Origin of the sequence: Actinomadura montaniterrae (assembly GCF_008923365.1) — a bacterium.
In the GTDB taxonomy this organism is placed as follows: Bacteria; Actinomycetota; Actinomycetes; order Streptosporangiales; family Streptosporangiaceae; genus Spirillospora; species Spirillospora montaniterrae.
In genome coordinates this window covers 84,059-102,699 of record NZ_WBMR01000006.1, presented here as the reverse complement: position 1 = coordinate 102,699, position 18,641 = coordinate 84,059, and the positions used below count along the sequence as shown (strand labels likewise).

Genomic DNA, 18,641 nt, shown 5'->3' with positions numbered 1-18,641 from the left:
CCGCGTGGACAAGCCCTTCAAGGCGCCGCCGCCGTACGCGATCGCGAGCGTCGACAACGCGCTGCGCATCGCGACGATGCTCCAGCTCGAAGGCCCGCTGACGGTCAGCGAGGTCGCGCGGCGGCTCGGCGTCGCGAACTCGACCGCGCACCGGCTGCTCGCCATGCTCGTCTACCGCGACTTCGCGGTGCGCGAGGCCGACCGCACCTACCGCGTCGGGCCCGTCCTGGAGCTCGCCGCGCACTCGCAGTCGGCGGCGGCGCGGCTGCGGGCCGCCGCGCTGCCGCACCTGCACCGGCTGGCCGAGATGCTCGACGAGTCCGCCAACCTGACCGTCCGCACCGGCGACACGGTGCGCTTCGTCGCCAGCGTCGAGTCGCGGCAGGCGCTGCGGGTCGGCTCGCGCGAGGGCATGGTGTTCCCCGCCCACCGCACCACCGCGGGGCTGCTGCTCCTCGCCGAGCTGCCGCCGGACCGGCTGGAGGCGCTGTACGCGGCTGACCGCTACGACGAGCGTCCCGGCGACCGGCCCGACCTGGACGCCCTGCGCGCGGACCTGGCGCGGGTGCGCCGCAACGGGTTCGCGCTCAACCAGGGCCGGTCGGAGCGGGGCGTCGTCGCGGTCGGCGTCCCCGTGCGCGCCCCGGACGGCGAGGTCGTCGCCGGGCTCTCGGTGTCGATGCCGAGCGCGCGGTACGAGAAGGAGCGGCTGCCCGCGCTCGCCGGCACGCTGCGCACCGTGGCCGACGCGCTGGAGCGCGACCTGACCCGCTGACCCGCCCGCGGAACGTCAGCGGGCGCCGAGCAGGCCGAACCAGCTGTCGGTCAGCTCCTCGAGCATCTGCTCGCGGTCCAGCTTCCAGTCGGCGCCGGCCCAGTTCTGGGCCACGTAGTCGAGCTGGGCCATCGCGAGGACGCCGCGGAAGTGCCGCTGGTACGGCTCGAAGCGACCGGCGGCGGTGAGGCCGTCCTCGACGTCGCTGATCGCCTCCTCCAGCCAGCGCTCCACGAGGTTGCGCAGCTCCGGCTCCGCGGCGGCGGCGTCGCGGCCGATCCGGATGATGGGGTGGATGACCGGCCACCGCTCGGAGGTCTGAGCGAGCCACGCCGCGAGCGCCTCGCGGCTGCCGTCCTTCACGGCCTCGACCAGGGCCAGGGCCGTCGACCCGTGCTCGGGCGACCGGCTGCGGAGCAGCACCTCGTTGAGGCGCTCGGCGATGAGCGCCTTCATCAGCTCGCTCTTCGACGGGAAGTGCGCGTAGAAGGTGACCCGGGTGGTGCCGACCGCGCCGGCGATGTCCTCGACGGTCGTGGCGAGGTAGCCCTTGGCCGAGAACAGCTCGAGCCCGGCGTCCAGGATCATCCGCCGGGTCATTTCCTTCTGTGCTTCGCGCAGGCTCGCCACCCGGCAACCCTAGCGCACGCGTCAGCACTCCTGACATCGAGCCATCTCTGCTTACGTGCAGGTCATTGACTTGACGCGATGTAAATCAATATGACACTGTGCAGGCATCGACGAGTGATCCAACTCACAAGGAGTCCCCATGACACGGAGGCCGTCGTCCGGCGCGCGCACGCCGGGCCCCATCCCGACGGTGGTCGCCGGCTGCTTCGCGGTCCTGCTGGCGCAGGTGGCGTACTCGCTGCCCGGCGCCCTCAACGGCACCTTCCAGCAGGAGTTCGCGACCACCGGGTCGCAGCTCACCTGGATCACCGCCGCGTTCGCCATCCCGATGGTGGTCCTGGAGCTGACCACCGGCGTGATCGGCGACCTGTTCGGCCGCAGGCGGCTGCTCCAGCTCGGCGCCGTCCTGACCGTGATCGGCTCGCTGGTCTGCTGCCTGGCCGGCACGGTCCAGGTCATGTGGACCGGGCAGGTCGTCGCCGGCCTCGGCGCCGCGATCCTCTACCCGATCTCGCTCGCGATGATCGCGGCCGTCGCGCCGAACCAGGAGGAGCGCACCAAGGCGATCGCGCTGTGGGCCGGCTTCCTGTCCATCGGCGCCGCGATCTCCCCGCTGCTCGGCGGCGCCTTCGCCGAGCACGGCGGCTGGCGCGGCGCGTACGCCGTCGTCATCGGCGCCGCCGTGCTGTCCTTCCTGATCACCTTCGCGGCGGCCGACTCGTCCGCGCCCGAGGGCCGCAGGCTCGACCTGCCCGGGCAGGTCACGCTGGCGCTCGGCCTCATCGCCCTGCTGTTCGCCGCCACGCAGGGGTCGGAGAGCGGCTTCACCCGGCCGGAGATCCTCGGCGCGTTCGCCGCCGGCGTCGTCCTGCTGGCCGCGTTCGTCGCGATCGAGCTGCGGGCCGCGGTGCCGCTGCTGAACCTGCGGCTGTTCGCCAACCGCGCCTACGCGATCGTCGCGATCGCCACGGTCGTCGGGATGTTCGCGTTCCTCGCCACCTGCTACTCGATGAGCATCTGGCTCGGCGCCGTCCAGCACCAGAGCGCCCTCAAGATCGGTGTGCTGTTCCTGTTCATCCAGGGCCCCGCCTTCCTGTTCGTGCCGGTCGTCTCGCGCCTCATCCGCAGGGTCTCGCCGCGCTGGGTGCTGTCCGGCGGCTTCGCGCTCATGGCCGCGGCGGGCATCTGGTGCTCGACGTTCGACGTCGCCGACATGGGCTGGACGCGGTTCATCGCCCCGCTGACGCTGCTCGGCTGCGGCTTCGCGCTGACGGTCGGGTCCATCACCGCCGTCGCGATCAACACGGTCCCGGTCCGGCTCGCCGGGATGGCCAGCGCGACGACCAACCTGCTGCGCGACTTCGGGTTCGCGCTCGGCCCGGTGCTCATCGCCGCGCTCGCGATCAACAAGGCCAACGACGCGCTGCTGTCCGGCCTCGGCCGGGCGGTCGGGGCGTCCGGCCTGCAGGCGCCGTACTCCGGGGTCGCGGGCGGCATCGCGCACGACGGCGGCGCCATGGCGATCAACTCGATGCCGGTTGTGCCGGGCGCCGGCCCGGGCGCGCGGCCGGTGCCGATGCCGCGGCAGCTGCACCAGCTCGCCTTCGAGTCGCTCGGCAGCGCCTACAACACCGCCTTCCTCGTCGCGGGCCTCTGCGCGGCGGCGGCAGGCGTGCTGACGCTCGTCGGCCTGTTCGGCCACCGCGAGGCCACCGCCGGAACGGACGGCGCCGAGGCGGACGGCACCGAGTCGCCGGGCCTGGTCGCGGCCTGATTACCTGCCGGTACGATCGAGATACTTACAGAGCGATAGCTCATTTGACATCACGTAAAGTGAAGTGACACCCTTCACAGCGATCGCGTGACGGCCGTCATATCCGCGCGCCACGCCGCGCCGAACCCGACGCCGACGAAAGGAAGTGGCCATGACCGGCGCACAGACCGCCGAGAGAAGCCCCGCGCAGAACGGCACCGCCGGGAGCGGCACCGTCAACACCGTCCTCGGCCCCGTTCCGGCGGACGACCTGGGGATCGTCGCCGTCCACGAGGCGCTGCTGTCCGTGGTCCCGGGCGCCGAGCACGCCTTCGACGTGACCATCGACCGCGCCGAGGTCATCGAGGTCCTCGCGGCGAAGCTGGCGGACTTCCGCGCGCACGGCGGCGGGACGATCGTCGACGCCACGGGCATGTTCCACGGCCGCGACGTGCGGCTGTACGAGGCGCTGTCGCGGTCGACCGGGGTACACATCGTCGCGTCCACCGGCATGGGCCCCGAGGAGATGCTCGGCGGCTACTTCCTCACGCCGCAGACGAACCCGCCCACGCCGTGGCCCGCGGAGAAGTTCGCCGACCTGTTCACCAAGGAGATCACCGAGGGCATGGTGGTCCCGCGCGTGGAGCGGCGGGGCGCCGCCGGGCTCGTGGCGACCGCCGCGACCCGCGCGGGCATGACCGCGACCGACGAGAGCCTGTTCCGCGGCGCGGCCCGCACCGCCCTCGCCACCGGCGTCCCGCTCTCCGTCCGGTACGGGAACGACGCCGTGCACGACCTCGACGTCGTCCTGGACGAGGGCCTCCCGGCCGGCCGGGTCGTCGTCGGGGGCCTCGACCGCAGGGACGCGGTCGAGGCCGGCGCCCCCCTCGCGATCGCGCGCCGGGGCGCCTACGTCGCGATCGACCACGTCGGCCTGAACGACGACGCCGCCCACGTCACCGACCGCGAACGCGCCGCCCTGGTGCTCGACCTCGTCGAGGCCGGCCACGGCGACCGGATCCTGCTGTCGGGCAGCGCGATCGGCGTCGCGAAGGGCCAGCACGCCTACGACCTGCCGTACAGCCACGCCGCCGCGGTGTTCGTCCCGCTGGCGGCGTCGCTGGGGCTCGGCGGCGAGGACGCGCACCGCATCCTCGCCGGCAACCCGCGCGACCTGCTGACCGTGCGCTGATCTTCCTGAGGTTTGGAGCGAGACGAATGTCGAGGGTGAACACCGTCCTGGGGCCGATTCCCGCCGAGGAGCTGGGAGTCGTCGCCGTCCACGAGCACATCGGGTACGGCATGCCCGGCTCGGAGCTGGACACCACGTGGTGGAAGTCGCCGGAGGAGCGGTACGCCGAGACCGTCCCCAAGCTGCGGAGGTTCCACGAGTACGGCGGCGGGACGTTCGTCGACGTCACCGGCATCTGCAACGGCCGCGACGTCGACTACTACCGGTCGCTGTCGGCGAAGACCGGCGTCCACATCGTCGCCTGCACGGGCTTCGTCGGCGGCGACACCGCCCTGCCGTTCTTCGCGAGGGCGAGCGTCGACTACCTGGCGCGGCACTTCGTGCACGAGATCACCGTGGGGATCGGCGGCACCGGCGCCCGCGCCGGCGTCATCAAGGTCGGGGTGAGCCGCGGCGGCCGCATGACGGAGCTGGACAAGCGCATCTACCGCGCCGCCGCCCGCGCCTCCCTCGCCACCGGCGCCGGCATCCTGACGCACCTGGCCATCGACGCCGAGAACGCCATCGCGATCTTCGGCGAGGAGGGGCTCCCCCTCGACCGCGTGCTCTTCGGGCACGTCGACGACGGCGTCAACGCGGACAAGACCCGCGACACCTGGATCGCCGACCAGGGCGGCCGGATCGGGTTCGACACCTTCGGCTACGAGACCGAGCTTCCCGACCCGCCGTTCTGGGCCCGCCCGCGCCGGGAGCGCCTCGACCACTTCCTCCGGTTCATCGCCGGCGAGGGGCGCCTGCAGCAGGTGCTCGCCTCGGCCGACGCCAACTGCAGCCCGCTCGGCTGGCCGGGCGTCAAGGGCCACACCGTGAACTACATCTTCGAGGACCTCGTCCCGGACCTGCGCGCCGCCGGGCTCGACGACGCCGCCATCAAGACGATCTTCGTCGACAACCCCGCCGACTTCCTCTCCCTCAAGCACTGACAAGGACCCCACCCATGCAGTCCTCGGACCTGAAGAAACTGAACGTCGCCGTCGTCGGCGCGGGATACGGCGGCGCGGCCGCGGCCAAGGCGCTGAGCCTCCTCGGCGCCACCGTCACCGTCTACGAGCAGGCGAGCCGGATCCGCGAGGTCGGGGCCGGCATCGGGCTGCGCCCGTCCACCATGGACCGGTTCCGCCGGTGGGGCGTCATCGAGGCGATCCAGCGGGTCAGCTCCCCGAGCGACTACTTCGAGATCCTCACCGGCACCGGCGAGCCGATCATGCGGGAGGCCTGGCCGGAGATCGACGCCTTCGGCCTGACCACCCACCTGATCCACCGCGGCGACTTCATCGAGGCGCTGCTCTCGGTGCTGCCCGAGGGCATGGTCCGCCTCGGCCACCGGCTGGAGCGGATCGACGACAAGGGCGACGGGGGCGTCCTGACGTTCGCCAACGGCGCCACCGTCGAGGCGGACCTCGTCGTCGGGGCCGACGGCATCAAGTCGGTGGTCCGCGAGCAGCTGTTCTCCGCCGCGGAGCCGGTGTTCTCCGGCGAGCACGCCTACCGCGCCGTCATCGGCGCCGAGGACGCCTACGGCCTGGTCGTCGACGACAACCTGCGGATGTACATCGGCCGGGGCACGAAGGTCTACCTGCTGCCGCTGCGCCACCGCGGCCAGGTGTCCTTCGACATCACCGCGCTGTGCCCGGACGGCACCTGGGCACCGGACGTCACCAAGGACGACCTGCTCAGGACCGTCGAGGGCTTCGACGAGCGGATCGTGAACATCGTCCGCGACCTCGACATGGCGGCGGTCAACTGCCGCGCGGTCTACGACATCGACCCGATCGACCGCTGGCACTCGGACTCGGTCGTCCTGCTCGGCGACGCGGCGCACTCGATGCTGCACCACCACGGCCAGGGCGCGAACTCCGCGATCCTGGACGCGGGCGTCCTCGCCGACTCCCTCCGCGACGCCGGCTCGGTGAGCGAGGCGCTCGCGCTCTACCAGGCGGCCCGCAAGCCGGTGACCGACGAGCTGCAGCGCGTCTCGCGGCAGGGCTGGACCGAGGACGAGGTCGACGAGGTCTTCCCGAGCCAGAAGCCCGCGTCCCAGCGACCCGCCTCGCGGGGAGCGGGGGTCTGACGCCATGCCGCTGCACCCCGAGATCGCCAAGGCCCTCGCCGCCATGCCCGCGCCGCCGCCCGGTCCGCTGAACCCGGAGGCGATGCGCGCCGGCGAGGAGGCGGAGGTCCCGGCCGTCGCCGACCGCCTGCCGCTGCACGCCGTCGAGGACGTCACCGCGCGGACCGACGCCGGCGAGGTCCCGGTCCGGGTCTACACGCCGGACGACGCCGACGCGCACGGCCTGCTGGTCTACTTCCACGGCGGCGCGTTCTTCCTCGGCAGCCTGGAGACGCACGACCACGTCGCGCGGAACCTGGCCAAGGAGACCGGGCTCAAGGTCGTGTCCGTCGGCTACCGGCGGGCGCCCGAGCACGCCTTCCCGGCGGGGCTCGACGACTGCTACGCCGCCGTCCGGTGGGCCGCCGGGAACGGTGAGGCGCTGGGCTGGGACGGCACCACGCTGGCCCTCGCGGGCGACAGCTCCGGCGGCACCTTCGCCGCCGCGGTCGCCGCCATGGCGCACGACGACGGCTTCGACCGGATCACCCACCAGGTGCTGTTCTACCCGTCGCTCGACCTGGACTTCGACGTCGACCGGTACGCGTCGCTGCGCGAGAACGCCGTCGGCTACGGGCTCGAAACGGCCGGGCTCAAGCCGTTCAACGCCTTCTACATCGGCAGCGGCGCCGACCCGGCGGACCCCCGCGTCTCGCCGATCAAGCGGGCGGACCTCTCCGGGCTGCCGCCCGCGCTGATCATCACCGGCGAGCTCGACCCGCTGCGTGACGAGGGCGAGCTGTACGGCCGGAGGCTGGACGACGCCGGCGTGGACGCGACCGTCAGCCGGTACGCCGGCGCGGGGCACGGCTTCGTACAGCACTTCTCGTGGATCCCGGAGTACCACCGGGCCTACGCGGAGACCCGCGACTTCCTCGCCCGCCCGCCCCGCCGACCCCGCCCAGCAAGCCGGTAGGAGAGCCATGCCCGACGTGAGAATCCACCCCCTCGTCTCGCCGTGGGGCCGGTTCGGTCTCTACAGCTTCTTCATCGACGCGCCGGAGCCGGCGATCGTCGACACCGGCATCGCCTCCTCCCCCGCCGAGGGCATGGCCCCGGCGCTGGAGGCCATCGGCCGCCGGATCGAGGACGTCCGCTGGGTCCTGCTGACCCACGGCCACATCGACCACGTCGGCGGCGCCCGCGCCCTGTGGGAGCTCACCGGACGGCGCGCGCGGGTCGTCATCCACGAGGCGGACGCGCCGCTGCTGCGCTCGCGCCGTGCGCACGTGGACGAGTACCTCGCCGGACGCGGGCGGTACCTGGACGACCCCGATGGCGAGGCGAAGGTGACCGGCGCGGCCGACGCCGTCATCTCCGGCGAGATGGAGCCGGACGTGCTCGTCAAGGGCGGCGAGACGCTCTCCCTCGGCGGCGGTGTCACGGTCTCCGTCCACGCGATCCCCGGGCACACGCCCGGGTCGGTCGCCTACGTCGTCGACGGCCAGGGCGCCGTCTTCGTCGGCGACGCCGTCCAGGTACACGGGGCCGCCAACGGCTTCCCGGGGTTCGAGGACCCGGCCGCGTACCGCGCCAGCCTGGAGTACCTGCGCGACGAGGTCCGCCCGCGCCACCTCTACCTGGGCCACCCCTACCGCCGCGCCGACGGCACGCCGTACGGCGTCGAGCTCGACGCGGCGCAGGCCGAGGAGGCCCTGCGCGAGAGCCTCGACATCGAGGGACGGGTCGGCAAGGCCGCGCACGCCTGCCTGTGCGCGGGCCTCCAGGAGACCGCCTCGCCGTACTCCCCGTTCGCGCCCGTCGCGCAGGAGGTCGGCTACACCGCCGACCCCACGCTGGAGCCGTCGCCGTTCTTCACCTCGATGCACGGCTACCGCACGCACTTCACCCAGAACTCGTGACAGAGGAGGGCTTCGCGCCCATGGCCGACTTCCGGATCATCCAGGCGGGCCTGGAGAAGATCACCGTCCGCAAGGACCTCCGCGTGCCGATGCGCGACGGCGTCACCCTGGCGGCCGACGCCTACCAGGGCGCCGGCGACGAGCCGCGCCCCGCGCTCGTCGCGCTCAGCCCGTACGGCAAGGAGCTGCAGGCGCTCGCGCTCACGACGCCGCCGCAGCGGCGCCCCAGCCCGATGTGGGACGGCTGCATCGAGGCGGGCGACATCGCGCGTGTCGTCCAGGAGGGCTACGTCCACGTCATCGGCGACCTGCGCGGATCGGGCGCGTCCGAGGGCGAGCACATCGGCAACTACAACGCCGGCGGCGTCCCGCTCGGCCAGGACGCGTACGACTTCATCGAGTGGGTCGCCGCGCAGCCGTGGTGCGACGGCAGCGTCGGCATGATCGGCATCTCCTACTTCGGCTCGATGCAGGTCCTCGCGGCGGCCGAGCGCCCGCCGAGCCTGAAGGCGATCTTCGTCAGCGGCGGCCACTACGACTTCTACGAGACGACCTACCACGGCGGCGTCATGTGGTTCATGCCGCGCGCCGCCCGCGAGGGCCGCGGCGGCGACTCCGGCTGGGCGTTCACCGACCGGGTCAGGTCCCGGATGCTGGAGACCTGCTCCCCGGAGGAGATCCGGGAGCGCGTCGCCGCGCGGCTCCAGGACCCGGACGTCGCCGCCTGGCCCAACCTCGTCCACGTGCTGCACTACCCGAAGAACCACGAGGCCTGGTTCGACATCGTGATGAACGAGGTCGACGGCGAGTGGTACGAGGAGCGCAACCCCGTCACCCTCGCGCCGAACATCGACGTCCCGGTCTGGCTCCAGATCGACCAGGGCCGCGGCTGGACGATGGACGGCACCATCGAGGTCTTCAACGCCCTGAAGGGCCCGAAGAAGCTCGACATCGGCCCGTACCCGCCGATGCAGTCGCGCCCCTTCATCGAGGAGCACGACAAGATGTTCCGCTGGTACGAGTACTGGATCAAGGGCGTCGACAACGGGATCATGGACGAGCCCACCGTGACCGTCCACGTCGAGGGCTCCCGCGAGACCGTCACCGGCGCGCAGTGGCCGCCGAAGGACGTCGAGTACAGGGCGCTCTACCTGCGTCCGCGCCGCAGGCTCTCGTTCGAGCCCGAGCTGATGGGCGCCGAGCACGCCGCGCCCGACGGCTTCTACCAGGCGCCGCTGACGGTGACCGACAAGGTGGAGATCCTCAGCTGGAGCACCGCCCCGTTCGACGCGCCGGCGGAGATGATCGGCCAGGGCGCCGCGCACCTGTTCGCGGAGATCGACCAGCCCGACACGAACTTCATCCTCCGCATGTGGGACGAGGCCCCGGACGGCAAGCGGCAGCTCATCACGACCGCCTACCTCAAGGCCTCGCACCGCGAGCTCGACGAGGAGCGCACCACCGAGGGGAACCCCTACCACCCGCACACCCGCGCGGTGCCGGTCGAACCGGGGAGGATCGAGGAGTACGTGCTGCGCGTCTACCCGTTCGCGGCGACGTTCCTGCCCGGCCACAGGCTGGTCGTGGAGCTGTCCAACGACGAGCCGCTCGCCGACGAGCACAACGCGCTGCTGCCGCCGGACGCGTTCCACCTGCCGGTGGGCCGCCCCGTCACGCACAAGATCTACCGCGACGCCGCCCATCCGTCCCGGCTGGTGCTGCCGTTCACGACGCGCGCGGCGGCGGAGTAGCCGGGGTCAGGGGACGCGGTGCAGGGTCGGCTGCCGCAGCGCGGGGGCCAGCCAGCGCTCCAGCAGGGAGCGGAGCCGTTCGTCGTCGCGGGGCGGCTCGCTCGGGTTCTGCAGCAGCGACGTCAGCAGCCGCATGATGATCTCGGCGAGGCCGGTGAGGTCGTCCTCGCCGACCCCGGCGGCGTCCCAGTCGACGGGGAAGCGGCGCAGCATCAGGGCGCCGTAGGCGATGGCGTCCGCGGTGGTGGCGCCGCGGCCGAAGGCGCTGGAGTCCTTCAGCTGCAGCAGCAGGCTCAGCCGCGGCTCGGTCGGGATCGTCCGGACGCAGAACATCATGCCCTCGACGACGGCCTCGGCCGGCTCGCGGACGCCGCTGCCCCGCAGGTGGGCGACCATCCGGTCCACGAACGACGCGGCGCCCTGCGCGGCGACCTCGCCGACGATGTCGCTGATCCGGGCGAAGTGGCGGTAGACGGTCTGGCGCGTGACGCCGAGCTCGGTCGCGACGTCGGAGAGGGTCGTCTTCGCGACGCCGTGCCGGTCGATGCAGCGGGCGGTCGCGTCGACGATGCGCTGCCGGGCCTCGGCATCCGATGCGGGGGGCCGGCCTCCCCAGCCGTGGTGCGCCATGGCCCTAGGATCGCACAGGCTCCACGGCCGGTTCCGGCGCCTTGACCCGCAGTACGGCCACGATGAAGCCCGCTGCGGCGGCGGCGCACAGCGTGGAGTACCAGAGGCTCCCGATCGGTGTGCCCTGCTCGGTGACGCCGCCCGTCGCACCGAAGTACGCGGGCAGCGCGACCAGCCACAGCACGACGAGGACGGCCAGGTACACCGCCGGGTAGACCCGCGCGAACACCGGCGACGCGACCCGCGGGGCGCCGCCCGCGCGGGCCGCCCGGTAGGCGTCCGCGAGCAGGTAGAGCCCGGCGATCCAGACCACGGCCAGCTCGACCGAGAGGATGGTCCGCTGGACGCCGACCTGGTCGTCGCCGCGGAACGCGCCGCTGGGCGCGCTCACGACGATCATCGCGAGCGGCGTCACGGCGCCGGCGACGACGGTGCGCCACGCGACGTTCCCGCCGCCGAGCGCGCCGCGGCCCGGCCGGGCGCCGACCAGGCGGACGACGAGGTAGGTCATCGCACCGAACGAGACCGAGGCGAACAGCAGCATGCTGTTCATCGGCACCGACGCGAGCGCCGGCCGGTTGATCATCGTGTTCGCCGGGTTCCACGCCCACCACTTCAGCTGCGGGCCGAGCTGGTCGAAGATCTCGTAGAAGACCTGGCAGGCGAACGCGACCGCGACCGCGCCGGCCAGCGGGCCGCGCCGGGCGAACACGCCCAGCGACCGGACCAGTTCGTAGGCGAGCTGCGAGATCGCGGGGTAGAACGCGACGATGTAGAGCGGCAGCCGGTCGTACATGAACTGCACCGTGAACACGTTGTGCGAGAAGATGAACCCGACCTGCTTCTCCAGGCCGAACCAGCCCGGGAAGTACAGCGGCGGCTCGATCACCGCCAGGTAGAGGACCGACGCGAACCACAGCGAGATGTTGACCGGGTCGCCGTCGCGCCGCCACCGCCGCCACGCGTGGACGAGCGCGAACACCGCCCCGCCGACGACGAGCAGTTCCAGCACGGGCATGGTGCCGTTCGCCAGGTCGAACGGGTTGCGGAACGTCACCAGGGGATCGGTGTGGTGGCAGGAGAAGCCGAGCTTCTTCGCGACGCGCTCGGCCACCGGGTCGCAGGTGTAGCCCATCTCGCTCCTCCGCTCGTCAGGCGCCGACGAGGTCGTCGCCGCGGCGGGCCGCCCCGGACGGCGCGGCGCCGGTGTACCCGGTGAAGTCGGTTCCGGGCGGGTCCTGCCGGTCGTCGAACCCGCCGGGCACGACCGTCCGGCCGAGCCACTGCCGCAGCTTGTACCGCGCGATGCCGAACCAGAACCGCGGGTCCCGGGCCATGTCGCGGAGCGACCGGTCGAGGTTGAACACCTCGGCGAACGTCCGCTCGACGTAGCCGTCCTCGCGGCTCGCGGCGTTGATCGCGTTGAAGACCGGCCAGCTGAAGCGCGCGGCCAGCCGGCGCCGCCAGCGCGGGGCGACCTCCGTCCCGGTCGCGAAGTCGTACGCCTGGTCGCGGGCCATCGCGAGCATCCACGGCACGTCGAGGGACTCCTTCTGCCGGGCGAGGAACGCGCGGAAGAAGGCGAGGTCCAGGGCGTCGCGGGCGCGCAGCATCTCGCCGAGGATGAGCGCGGACCGGGCCGCCGAGCTCATCCCCTGCGCGTAGAACGGGTTGAACGCGCAGATCGAGTCGCCGACGCACACCAGCCCCGCGGGCGGCACGTCCAGCAGGTCGAAGCGCCGCCACTTGTTGCCGGTGGAGCGGGTCAGGTGGACCTCGGAGGTCGGGGTGCACGCGCGGGTCGCGCGGCCGAAGAGCGTGGCCCGCACCCGGTCCGCGGCGGCCTCGAACGCCTCGGCCTTGCGGGGCATCTCGATCCCCCACGACCCCATGCACACGATGGCGCGGTCGCCCTCGATCGGGAAGAAGTTGCTGAGGAACTCGTGCTCGGCGGGGTGGTCGCCGGTGTCCTGCGTCGGGGTGACGACGAGGTGCTTCCACCACCACGTCTCCGGGCGCCGGTCGGCGGGCGGCAGGTCGTACCACCGCGAGGTGTAGGTGACCTTGGCGTCGAGGGTCCGCTCCGGCGGCGCGGACCAGCCGGCCGCGCTCAGCCAGTCGGCGACGGACGAGCCGCGGCCCAGCGCGTCGACGACCAGGTCCGCGGCCAGGTGGACGTCGTCGCCGCCGGCGGTGCGGTACTCCACGCCCTCGACGCGCCCGCGCGCGGTGCCGCCCCCGGTGGACCGGAGCCCGGTGACGGTCGCGCCCTCACGGAACTCGATCGCGGGCAGCTCGCGGACCTTGTCGCGCAGCACCCGCTCGATGAGCACCCGGGAGCTGTACACCATCGTCATCGACCCGGTCTTGCGCGGCGCCCAGCCGTCGTTCTCGCAGTACGCCGCGTCCATGGACGGCATCAGGTGCATCCCGCCCGCGGCGATCAGCGCCTCCTCGAAGCCGGGGAAGATCGCGCCGATCGCGCGGCGGCCGGAGTTGAGGAGGAAGTGCGGGTGCTTGCTCTGCGGCACGCCCCGCCGGTGCTCCGCGTCCGGCGGCAGCTCGTCCCGCTCCAGCACGATCACCTCGTCGAAGTGGCGGGCGAGCACGCCCGCGGCGCACAGCCCCGCCACGCTCCCGCCGAGCACCACGGCCGTTCCGCGTCCCATCCGCATCGCCCTCCATTCATACAGATGATGAGTGAATGTATGATTGCCGGGACGGCGCGTCAAGGGCCCCGGGCCCGTCGGCTGGACGGCGCGGGTTCCCTTTCGTCATGATTCGCGAATGTGGCGTGAGCTGATCGACGAACACACCCGCGAGGCCCGCTTCGCCCCGCCCGCCACGGAGCGGGAGCTGCAGCGCGTCGAGGAGAGCCTGGGGCACCTGCTCCCCGACGACCTGGCCGGGCTGCTCGGCGAGACCGACGGCGTGGTCGACGCCAACGGCTACAACCTGGTCTTCTCCGCCGACCAGGTACTGCAGGGCAACCTGGAGATGCGCACCTACCCCGCCCTGAAGCGGCTCTACATGGCCTTCGACCAGCTGCTGTTCTTCTCCGACGCGCCGGGCGACGGCAACCTGTTCGCCTACGCCCTCGTCCCCGAGGGCCGGCCCGACATCTTCGTCTGGGACCACCGGACCGACAACCGGCGCTGCGTCGCACCGTCCCTGGAGCACTTCGTCAAGGCCTGGCTCACCGGCCGCGTCCAGCTCTGATCCCGCCGCCTCCGGCGCGAGGGTCAGAGCCGGGCGATGACGAGGGCGATGTCGTCGGGGCCGCCGCCCTCGACGCCGAGCCGGGCCAGCACGACGTCGGCCAGCTCCGCGGCCTCGTACCGGGCGGCGTCGGCGAGCGCGCCCGTGAGCCGGTCGAGACCCGCGTCGATGTCCTCGTCGTGGCGTTCGATGAGCCCGTCGGTGTACAGGACCAGCGTGTCGCCGGGCTCGTAGGAGGCGTTGGCCTGCGGGCGCGGCACCGGCTGCACGCCGAGCGGCGGATCCGTCGCCAGGTCGAGCAGGTCGTGGCGGCCGTCGGCGTGCGCGAGCACCGGCGGCGGATGCCCCGCGCTGCTGTAGGTCACCATCCGGTTCCGGGTGTCGACGACCACCTCGACGACCGTGGTGTTCAGCGCCGCCTCCAGCGACCCCGCGTACAGGCCGAGGACCTCCAGCGCCGGCGCGGGACGCTCGACCGCGCGCATCGCCGCGCTCAGCGCGCTGCGGAGCATCCCCATCGCCGCGGCCGCCTCCAGCCCGTGCCCGACCACGTCGCCGACCGCCAGCGCGAACCGGTCGGGCGGCAGGTCCACGACGTCGTACCAGTCGCCGCCGACGCTCAGCCCCCGGGTGGCGGGCAGGTACCGGACCGCCACCTCGCCGCGCACGTCCAGGTCGGGCGTCGTCAGCATGGCCCTCTGCAGCGTCAGCGCGACCTGCCGCTCGCGCGCGTGCGCCCGGCGCAGCTCCGCGTTCAGCCGCTGCAGCTCGCGCGCCCGCGCGTACAGCTTGGCCTCCAGCGTCTGCGCCGTCTCCAGATGCGCGCCCCTCCAGACGCCGGGACGCTCGCCGCGCGCGGCCTCCCGGCCGGACGTCACGTACGGGGTGACGTCCTCGACCTGGTGGACGATCCACGCGATCCGCCCGTCCGCGCCGGGCACCGGGACGTTCACCAGCGCCCACCAGCGCTCCTCGGCGCCCCCTGGTCCCTGGATGCGGTGCCTCTGCAGCGGCATCGTGTCGGGCTCGCCCGTGGCCAGCGCCCGGTTCAGCGAGGCCTCCAGGTTCCGCGTCCCCTCGGCGTCCGCCGCGTCGGGGAACGCCTCGAACACGTGGAGTCCGACGAGGTCCTCGCGGGTCCGGCCGGTGGCGTCCTCGAAGGCCCGGTTGACGTCCGCGATCACCAGGTCGGGGCCCGTCACCAGCGACGGGCTGGGCATCGCGGCGAACAGCGCCGCGTGGTCGACCCCCGCCGCCACGCTCACCGGCTCTCCCTCCCCCACCTGCGCCGACATTCCCCGCACCGCGAGCCCCAACCCGCCGGACCGCCGTCCGATAAGGGCGTTTCACATAGTTCTTAAGTTCCCGCCGAAAAGGGTGAGAGCCGCCGGAAGCGGGGTAGGGCGCCCGGCTGACGGCATGAACGAGAAGTCTCAAGGTCAGGCCGGCGCGGCCCGGACCCGCCGGCCCCGGCAGTAAGGACGTCTTCCATGCTCTCCTGCCTGCGCATCCTCACGGCCGCCTCGCTGGCCGCCGTGGCGGCCGGGCCGGTCACCGCCGCGACCGCCGCGTCCGCCGCCGAGCGGCCGGGCCGGCCCGCCGCCGACTTCAGCTGCTCGAAGCTGGTCCTGTCCACCAGCGGGCTCGCGCGCGGGGTGCGCGGCTGCCGGCCCGAGAAGGCCGGCGCCCGCGCCTCCGGCGACATCCACGGCACCTTCACCATCCACGGCTTCGTCCCGGAGAAGGCGAAGCCCGTGACGGTCACCTGCAGGCCGGACCCCGACCTGCCCAACGACCCGTCCGGCGCGTACGTCCGCGAGCTCTTCGGCTTCCACTGCCGATGACGCCCGCCGGGCGCCGCCCGCCCGCCGCGGTCAGCCGTGCGGCGCCGCCAGCGGGAGGCGCAGGACGAACCGCGCCCCGCGCGGGGAGTCCTCGACGTACAGGGTGCCGTTGTGGGTCTCGGCGACGGCGCGGCAGATCGCGAGGCCGAGGCCGCTGCCGCCGGGCTCGCGGCGGCGGCCCTCGGTCAGCCGGGTGAAGGGCTCGAAGATCCGTTCCCGGTCGCCCGGCGCGATCCCGTCGCCGTCGTCCTGGACGGCGACCGTCGCGTCGCCGTCCGCGCGCCGCACCGTGACCCGCACGCCGGTGCGGGTGTGGCGCTGGGCGTTGACCAGCAGGTTGGCCAGCACCCCGGCGAGCTGCACCCGGTTGCCGGTGACGGTGAGCTCCTCGTCCGCGCTGACCTGCACGGGCGGCCCGCCGCCGCGCCTGGCGGCCTCCTCGCGCGCGAGGGCGGCCAGCCCGACCGGCTCCACCGCCCGGGGCCCGGTGCTGATCCGGGCGAGCATCAGCATCTCCTCGATGATCGCCTGGAGCCGCTCGGCGGTGGCGAGCGCGTCCCGGACGCCGCGGCGCGCGTCGGCCTCGGGGAACAGCAGCACCTCCTCCAGCTGCGTCCGCAGGCCCGTGAGCGGGCGGCGCAGCTCGTGGGAGACCATCGAGCCGAACCGGCGCTGGCGCTCCATCGCGTCCTGGAGCCGGGCGAGGGTCTGGTTGGCGGTGCGCGCCAGCCGGGCGATCTCGTCGTCGCCGGACGGCTGCGGCACGCGCAGGCTGAGGTCGCTGATGGCGATCTCGGCGATCTGCGCCCGCATCGCCTCGACGGGACGCAGCGTGCGGCCGACCAGCGACCAGGTGACCCAGGCCGTGAGCAGGGCGGCCACCAGCACGCAGACGGCGACGAGGGCTTCCAGCCGGTGGGTGGCGAGCAGCACGGGCCGCGGCATCGCCGCGTACACGATGTGGGTCTGCCCGCCCCACAGCTGGGCCGCCTCCTGCGGGGAGACCCGGCTGGCGGTGAGCATCAGGCACCGCCCGTTCGCGCACTGGACGACGCTCTGGATCCGGTCGTCGTCGGGCGGCCGCAGCGTGCTCAGCGCGGGCAGCCCGCTCGCCGCCCGGCTGGCCGACACCACGCTGCCGTTGGCGTCGACGAGCTGCAGGTAGGGGACGCGCGCGCTGGTGATCGGCTGCGGCGGGGTCGGCGAGCGCATCGAGCCGATCCACTCGGTGGCGGCCCGCTGGGTGTCCCGGAAGGCGTCCCGCTCGATGCGGGTGTGGACGGCGGTGTCCACGCCGACGCCGATGACCGCGAAGACCAGCAGCGAGACGCCCGTCATGGCCAGGGTGAAGCGCGCCCGGATCGAGGACGGCGCGAGACGCGGACGCACCCTGCCGTCACCCCCCGGTCGCCGCCTGCCCTTCCCCTTCCCCTATTAGGCGGCACCGTCGCGCGGCCCTTGGTCGGCACGCCGCAAAGGCGGCGTAACGCCTCCGGCAGGAACCGGGAAACCCGGCCGGTTCCGGGGCGGGCCCTCCCCGTTCGCGGCGGATCCGCGGGGTGCGCGTGCGACGATGCGGGGAAGGCGTGCCGGCATCGGTGCAGGGAGGCGCGGAATGTCCGAGCGGACGGGCGACGGGTACGGCGGGCGCCGGGCGACCAGCCACGAGCGGATGACCGGGCTGCAATGGGACGAGTCCTACCAGGGCGAGGAGCCGGCGCCGTGGGACGCGGGCCGGCCGCAACCCGCGGTGGAGCGCCTCGCCGACGAGGGCGCCTTCACCGGCCCGGTCCTCGACGCGGGCTGCGGCACCGGCGAGAACGCGCTCCGGATCGCCGCGGCGGGAGCGCGGGTCCTCGGGGTCGACGTCGCCGGGACGGCGCTGGCAATGGCCCGCGAGAAGGCGCGGGACCGCGGCCTCGACGCGGAGTTCGCGCTCGCCGACGCGTTCCAGCTCGCCCGCCTCGGCCGCACGTTCGAGACGGTCCTCGACTGCGGCCTGTTCCACACCTTCGACGACGGCGAGCGCGGCGAGTACGTCGAGAGCCTCGCCGCCGTGACCGCGTCCGGCGGCCGCCTCTTCCTGCTCTGCTTCAGCGACGCCGAGCCCGGCGACTGGGGTCCGCGGCGCGTCACCCGGGACGAGCTCCGGCGGTCCTTCGACCGGACGCACGGCTGGGAGGTCGAGTCGATCACCCCGGAGCGGCTGGTGACGAACTTCGGCGGGGAGGGCGTCGCCGCCTGGCTCGCCGCGATCCGGCGGGCCTGAGCGGCGGGCCCGAACAGCGGGCCTGAGCGGGGTGCTAGGCCTTCACAGCCTCGCCGGCGGTGCCGGACGCGCCGGTCCCGATCCGGCGGACGCGCCGCTCGACGTCCTTGCGGGCCCCGTCGGTGCCGGGCGCCGCGCCCGTCCGGAGCGTCCCGGCGTCCGCGGTCGAGCCCGTCCCGACCTGCTTGACGCGGCGCCGCACGTCCGCCTGGGCGTCCTTGATGCGCGGGCCCGTGTCCGGCGCCACGTCGCCGGCGTCCTCGCGCCCGCCGGTCCCCATGTGCTTGACGCGCCGCTCGACGTCCTTGCGGGCGCCGCCGGTCCGCGTGCCGTTGCCGAGCGTTCCGCGCTCGTCGCTCGCGCCGGTGCCGACGCGCTTGACGCGGCGCGCCACGTCCGCCTCGGCGTCCTTCCTGCCGGAACCCTTGCCCATTGCGCGCTCCCCCGTAGCCGGCGTCCGTCCAGGCCGTGCCCGCGCGCGCACCGCGGGCTTCCGCCCTCCGGCACGCGCGCCGGGCACATTCCAGCTGGTACCCCGCTGACCAG

18 protein-coding genes are annotated in these 18,641 nt (G+C 73.5%); 11 read left to right on the top strand and 7 right to left on the bottom strand.

Annotated elements, in window-relative coordinates:
• Positions 1–4: 4 nt before the first annotated feature.
• A complete protein-coding gene (locus F9B16_RS04315) occupies positions 5–775 on the top strand; it encodes an IclR family transcriptional regulator (protein WP_151538498.1) in 771 nt (256 codons plus the stop codon).
• A 15-nt stretch (positions 776–790) separates the two neighbouring features.
• Here the strand turns inward: F9B16_RS04315 and F9B16_RS04310 are convergent, their stop codons facing one another.
• Positions 791–1,405, bottom strand: coding sequence for a TetR/AcrR family transcriptional regulator (locus F9B16_RS04310; protein WP_151538497.1), 615 nt, complete (start codon positions 1,403–1,405; stop codon positions 791–793).
• A 139-nt stretch (positions 1,406–1,544) separates the two neighbouring features.
• On the opposite strand from F9B16_RS04310, the gene F9B16_RS04305 reads away from it, so the two are divergent.
• The 7 genes from F9B16_RS04305 (at position 1,545) to F9B16_RS04275 (ending at position 10,133) form a co-directional block, all read left to right on the top strand.
• Positions 1,545–3,179, top strand: coding sequence for an MFS transporter (locus F9B16_RS04305; RefSeq protein WP_151538496.1), 1,635 nt, complete (start codon positions 1,545–1,547; stop codon positions 3,177–3,179).
• Between the two features lie 151 nt (positions 3,180–3,330).
• Positions 3,331–4,350, top strand: a complete 1,020-nt coding sequence (locus tag F9B16_RS04300) for a phosphotriesterase family protein (RefSeq protein WP_151538495.1) — start codon at positions 3,331–3,333, stop codon at positions 4,348–4,350.
• A gap of 26 nt (positions 4,351–4,376) precedes the next feature.
• Positions 4,377–5,333 (top strand): phosphotriesterase family protein, encoded by a 957-nt coding sequence (locus F9B16_RS04295; RefSeq protein ID WP_151538494.1) that lies wholly within the window; start codon positions 4,377–4,379, stop codon positions 5,331–5,333.
• A gap of 14 nt (positions 5,334–5,347) precedes the next feature.
• A complete protein-coding gene (locus F9B16_RS04290) occupies positions 5,348–6,481 on the top strand; it encodes an FAD-dependent monooxygenase (RefSeq protein WP_151538493.1) in 1,134 nt (377 codons plus the stop codon).
• Positions 6,482–6,485: 4 nt separating this feature from the next.
• Complete coding sequence (locus F9B16_RS04285; RefSeq protein WP_151538492.1) at positions 6,486–7,436, top strand: alpha/beta hydrolase; 951 nt, start codon at positions 6,486–6,488, stop codon at positions 7,434–7,436.
• 7 nt (positions 7,437–7,443) lie between these two features.
• Positions 7,444–8,382, top strand: coding sequence for an MBL fold metallo-hydrolase (locus tag F9B16_RS04280; protein WP_151538491.1), 939 nt, complete (start codon positions 7,444–7,446; stop codon positions 8,380–8,382).
• A 20-nt stretch (positions 8,383–8,402) separates the two neighbouring features.
• A complete protein-coding gene (locus tag F9B16_RS04275) occupies positions 8,403–10,133 on the top strand; it encodes a CocE/NonD family hydrolase (protein WP_151538490.1) in 1,731 nt (576 codons plus the stop codon).
• A gap of 6 nt (positions 10,134–10,139) precedes the next feature.
• On the opposite strand, the gene F9B16_RS04270 is transcribed toward F9B16_RS04275, so the two are convergent.
• Genes F9B16_RS04270 through F9B16_RS04260 form a run of 3 tightly spaced genes read right to left on the bottom strand, consistent with a single transcriptional unit; the run spans position 10,140 to position 13,432 of the window.
• A complete protein-coding gene (locus F9B16_RS04270; RefSeq protein WP_151538489.1) occupies positions 10,140–10,763 on the bottom strand; it encodes a TetR/AcrR family transcriptional regulator in 624 nt (207 codons plus the stop codon).
• A gap of 4 nt (positions 10,764–10,767) precedes the next feature.
• Complete coding sequence (locus F9B16_RS04265) at positions 10,768–11,898, bottom strand: hypothetical protein (RefSeq protein ID WP_151538488.1); 1,131 nt, start codon at positions 11,896–11,898, stop codon at positions 10,768–10,770.
• Positions 11,899–11,914: 16 nt separating this feature from the next.
• A complete protein-coding gene (locus F9B16_RS04260; RefSeq protein WP_225991341.1) occupies positions 11,915–13,432 on the bottom strand; it encodes an FAD-dependent oxidoreductase in 1,518 nt (505 codons plus the stop codon).
• A 118-nt stretch (positions 13,433–13,550) separates the two neighbouring features.
• Here F9B16_RS04260 and F9B16_RS04255 point away from each other — a divergent pair, with 118 nt between their 5' ends.
• Positions 13,551–13,982, top strand: coding sequence for an SMI1/KNR4 family protein (locus F9B16_RS04255; RefSeq protein ID WP_151538486.1), 432 nt, complete (start codon positions 13,551–13,553; stop codon positions 13,980–13,982).
• A 23-nt stretch (positions 13,983–14,005) separates the two neighbouring features.
• Here the strand turns inward: F9B16_RS04255 and F9B16_RS04250 are convergent, their stop codons facing one another.
• The gene (locus F9B16_RS04250) at positions 14,006–15,247 is read right to left on the bottom strand and encodes a PP2C family protein-serine/threonine phosphatase (protein WP_225991340.1); all 1,242 of its coding nucleotides are present in this window, start codon (positions 15,245–15,247) and stop codon (positions 14,006–14,008) included.
• 225 nt (positions 15,248–15,472) lie between these two features.
• Between F9B16_RS04250 and F9B16_RS04245 the strand changes: the two genes are divergently transcribed.
• On the top strand, positions 15,473–15,826 hold the full coding sequence (locus F9B16_RS04245; RefSeq protein WP_151538485.1) for a hypothetical protein: 354 nt from the start codon (positions 15,473–15,475) through the stop codon (positions 15,824–15,826).
• Between the two features lie 30 nt (positions 15,827–15,856).
• Here F9B16_RS04245 and F9B16_RS04240 read toward each other — a convergent pair whose 3' ends face one another.
• Positions 15,857–17,215 carry a sensor histidine kinase gene (locus tag F9B16_RS04240; RefSeq protein ID WP_151538484.1) on the bottom strand — a complete coding sequence of 453 codons (1,359 nt, stop codon included), beginning with the start codon at positions 17,213–17,215 and terminating at the stop codon, positions 15,857–15,859.
• 226 nt (positions 17,216–17,441) lie between these two features.
• Between F9B16_RS04240 and F9B16_RS04235 the strand changes: the two genes are divergently transcribed.
• The gene (locus tag F9B16_RS04235; RefSeq protein WP_151538483.1) at positions 17,442–18,095 is read left to right on the top strand and encodes a class I SAM-dependent methyltransferase; all 654 of its coding nucleotides are present in this window, start codon (positions 17,442–17,444) and stop codon (positions 18,093–18,095) included.
• Between the two features lie 34 nt (positions 18,096–18,129).
• On the opposite strand, the gene F9B16_RS04230 is transcribed toward F9B16_RS04235, so the two are convergent.
• Entirely contained in the window at positions 18,130–18,528 is a 399-nt protein-coding gene (locus F9B16_RS04230) for a hypothetical protein (protein WP_151538482.1), read from the bottom strand.
• Positions 18,529–18,641 lie beyond the last annotated feature (113 nt).

Coding starts and splice junctions, on each gene's coding strand:
- F9B16_RS04305 (WP_151538496.1), top strand. CDS start 1,545: ATGACACGGAGGCCGTCGTCCGGCGCGCGCACGCCGGGCCCCATCCCG.
- F9B16_RS04300 (WP_151538495.1), top strand. CDS start 3,331: ATGACCGGCGCACAGACCGCCGAGAGAAGCCCCGCGCAGAACGGCACC.
- F9B16_RS04295 (WP_151538494.1), top strand. CDS start 4,377: ATGTCGAGGGTGAACACCGTCCTGGGGCCGATTCCCGCCGAGGAGCTG.
- F9B16_RS04290 (WP_151538493.1), top strand. CDS start 5,348: ATGCAGTCCTCGGACCTGAAGAAACTGAACGTCGCCGTCGTCGGCGCG.
- F9B16_RS04285 (WP_151538492.1), top strand. CDS start 6,486: ATGCCGCTGCACCCCGAGATCGCCAAGGCCCTCGCCGCCATGCCCGCG.
- F9B16_RS04280 (WP_151538491.1), top strand. CDS start 7,444: ATGCCCGACGTGAGAATCCACCCCCTCGTCTCGCCGTGGGGCCGGTTC.
- F9B16_RS04275 (WP_151538490.1), top strand. CDS start 8,403: ATGGCCGACTTCCGGATCATCCAGGCGGGCCTGGAGAAGATCACCGTC.
- F9B16_RS04270 (WP_151538489.1), bottom strand. CDS start 10,763: ATGGCGCACCACGGCTGGGGAGGCCGGCCCCCCGCATCGGATGCCGAG.
- F9B16_RS04265 (WP_151538488.1), bottom strand. CDS start 11,898: ATGGGCTACACCTGCGACCCGGTGGCCGAGCGCGTCGCGAAGAAGCTC.
- F9B16_RS04260 (WP_225991341.1), bottom strand. CDS start 13,432: ATGGGACGCGGAACGGCCGTGGTGCTCGGCGGGAGCGTGGCGGGGCTG.
- F9B16_RS04255 (WP_151538486.1), top strand. CDS start 13,551: ATGTGGCGTGAGCTGATCGACGAACACACCCGCGAGGCCCGCTTCGCC.
- F9B16_RS04245 (WP_151538485.1), top strand. CDS start 15,473: ATGCTCTCCTGCCTGCGCATCCTCACGGCCGCCTCGCTGGCCGCCGTG.
- F9B16_RS04235 (WP_151538483.1), top strand. CDS start 17,442: ATGTCCGAGCGGACGGGCGACGGGTACGGCGGGCGCCGGGCGACCAGC.
- F9B16_RS04230 (WP_151538482.1), bottom strand. CDS start 18,528: ATGGGCAAGGGTTCCGGCAGGAAGGACGCCGAGGCGGACGTGGCGCGC.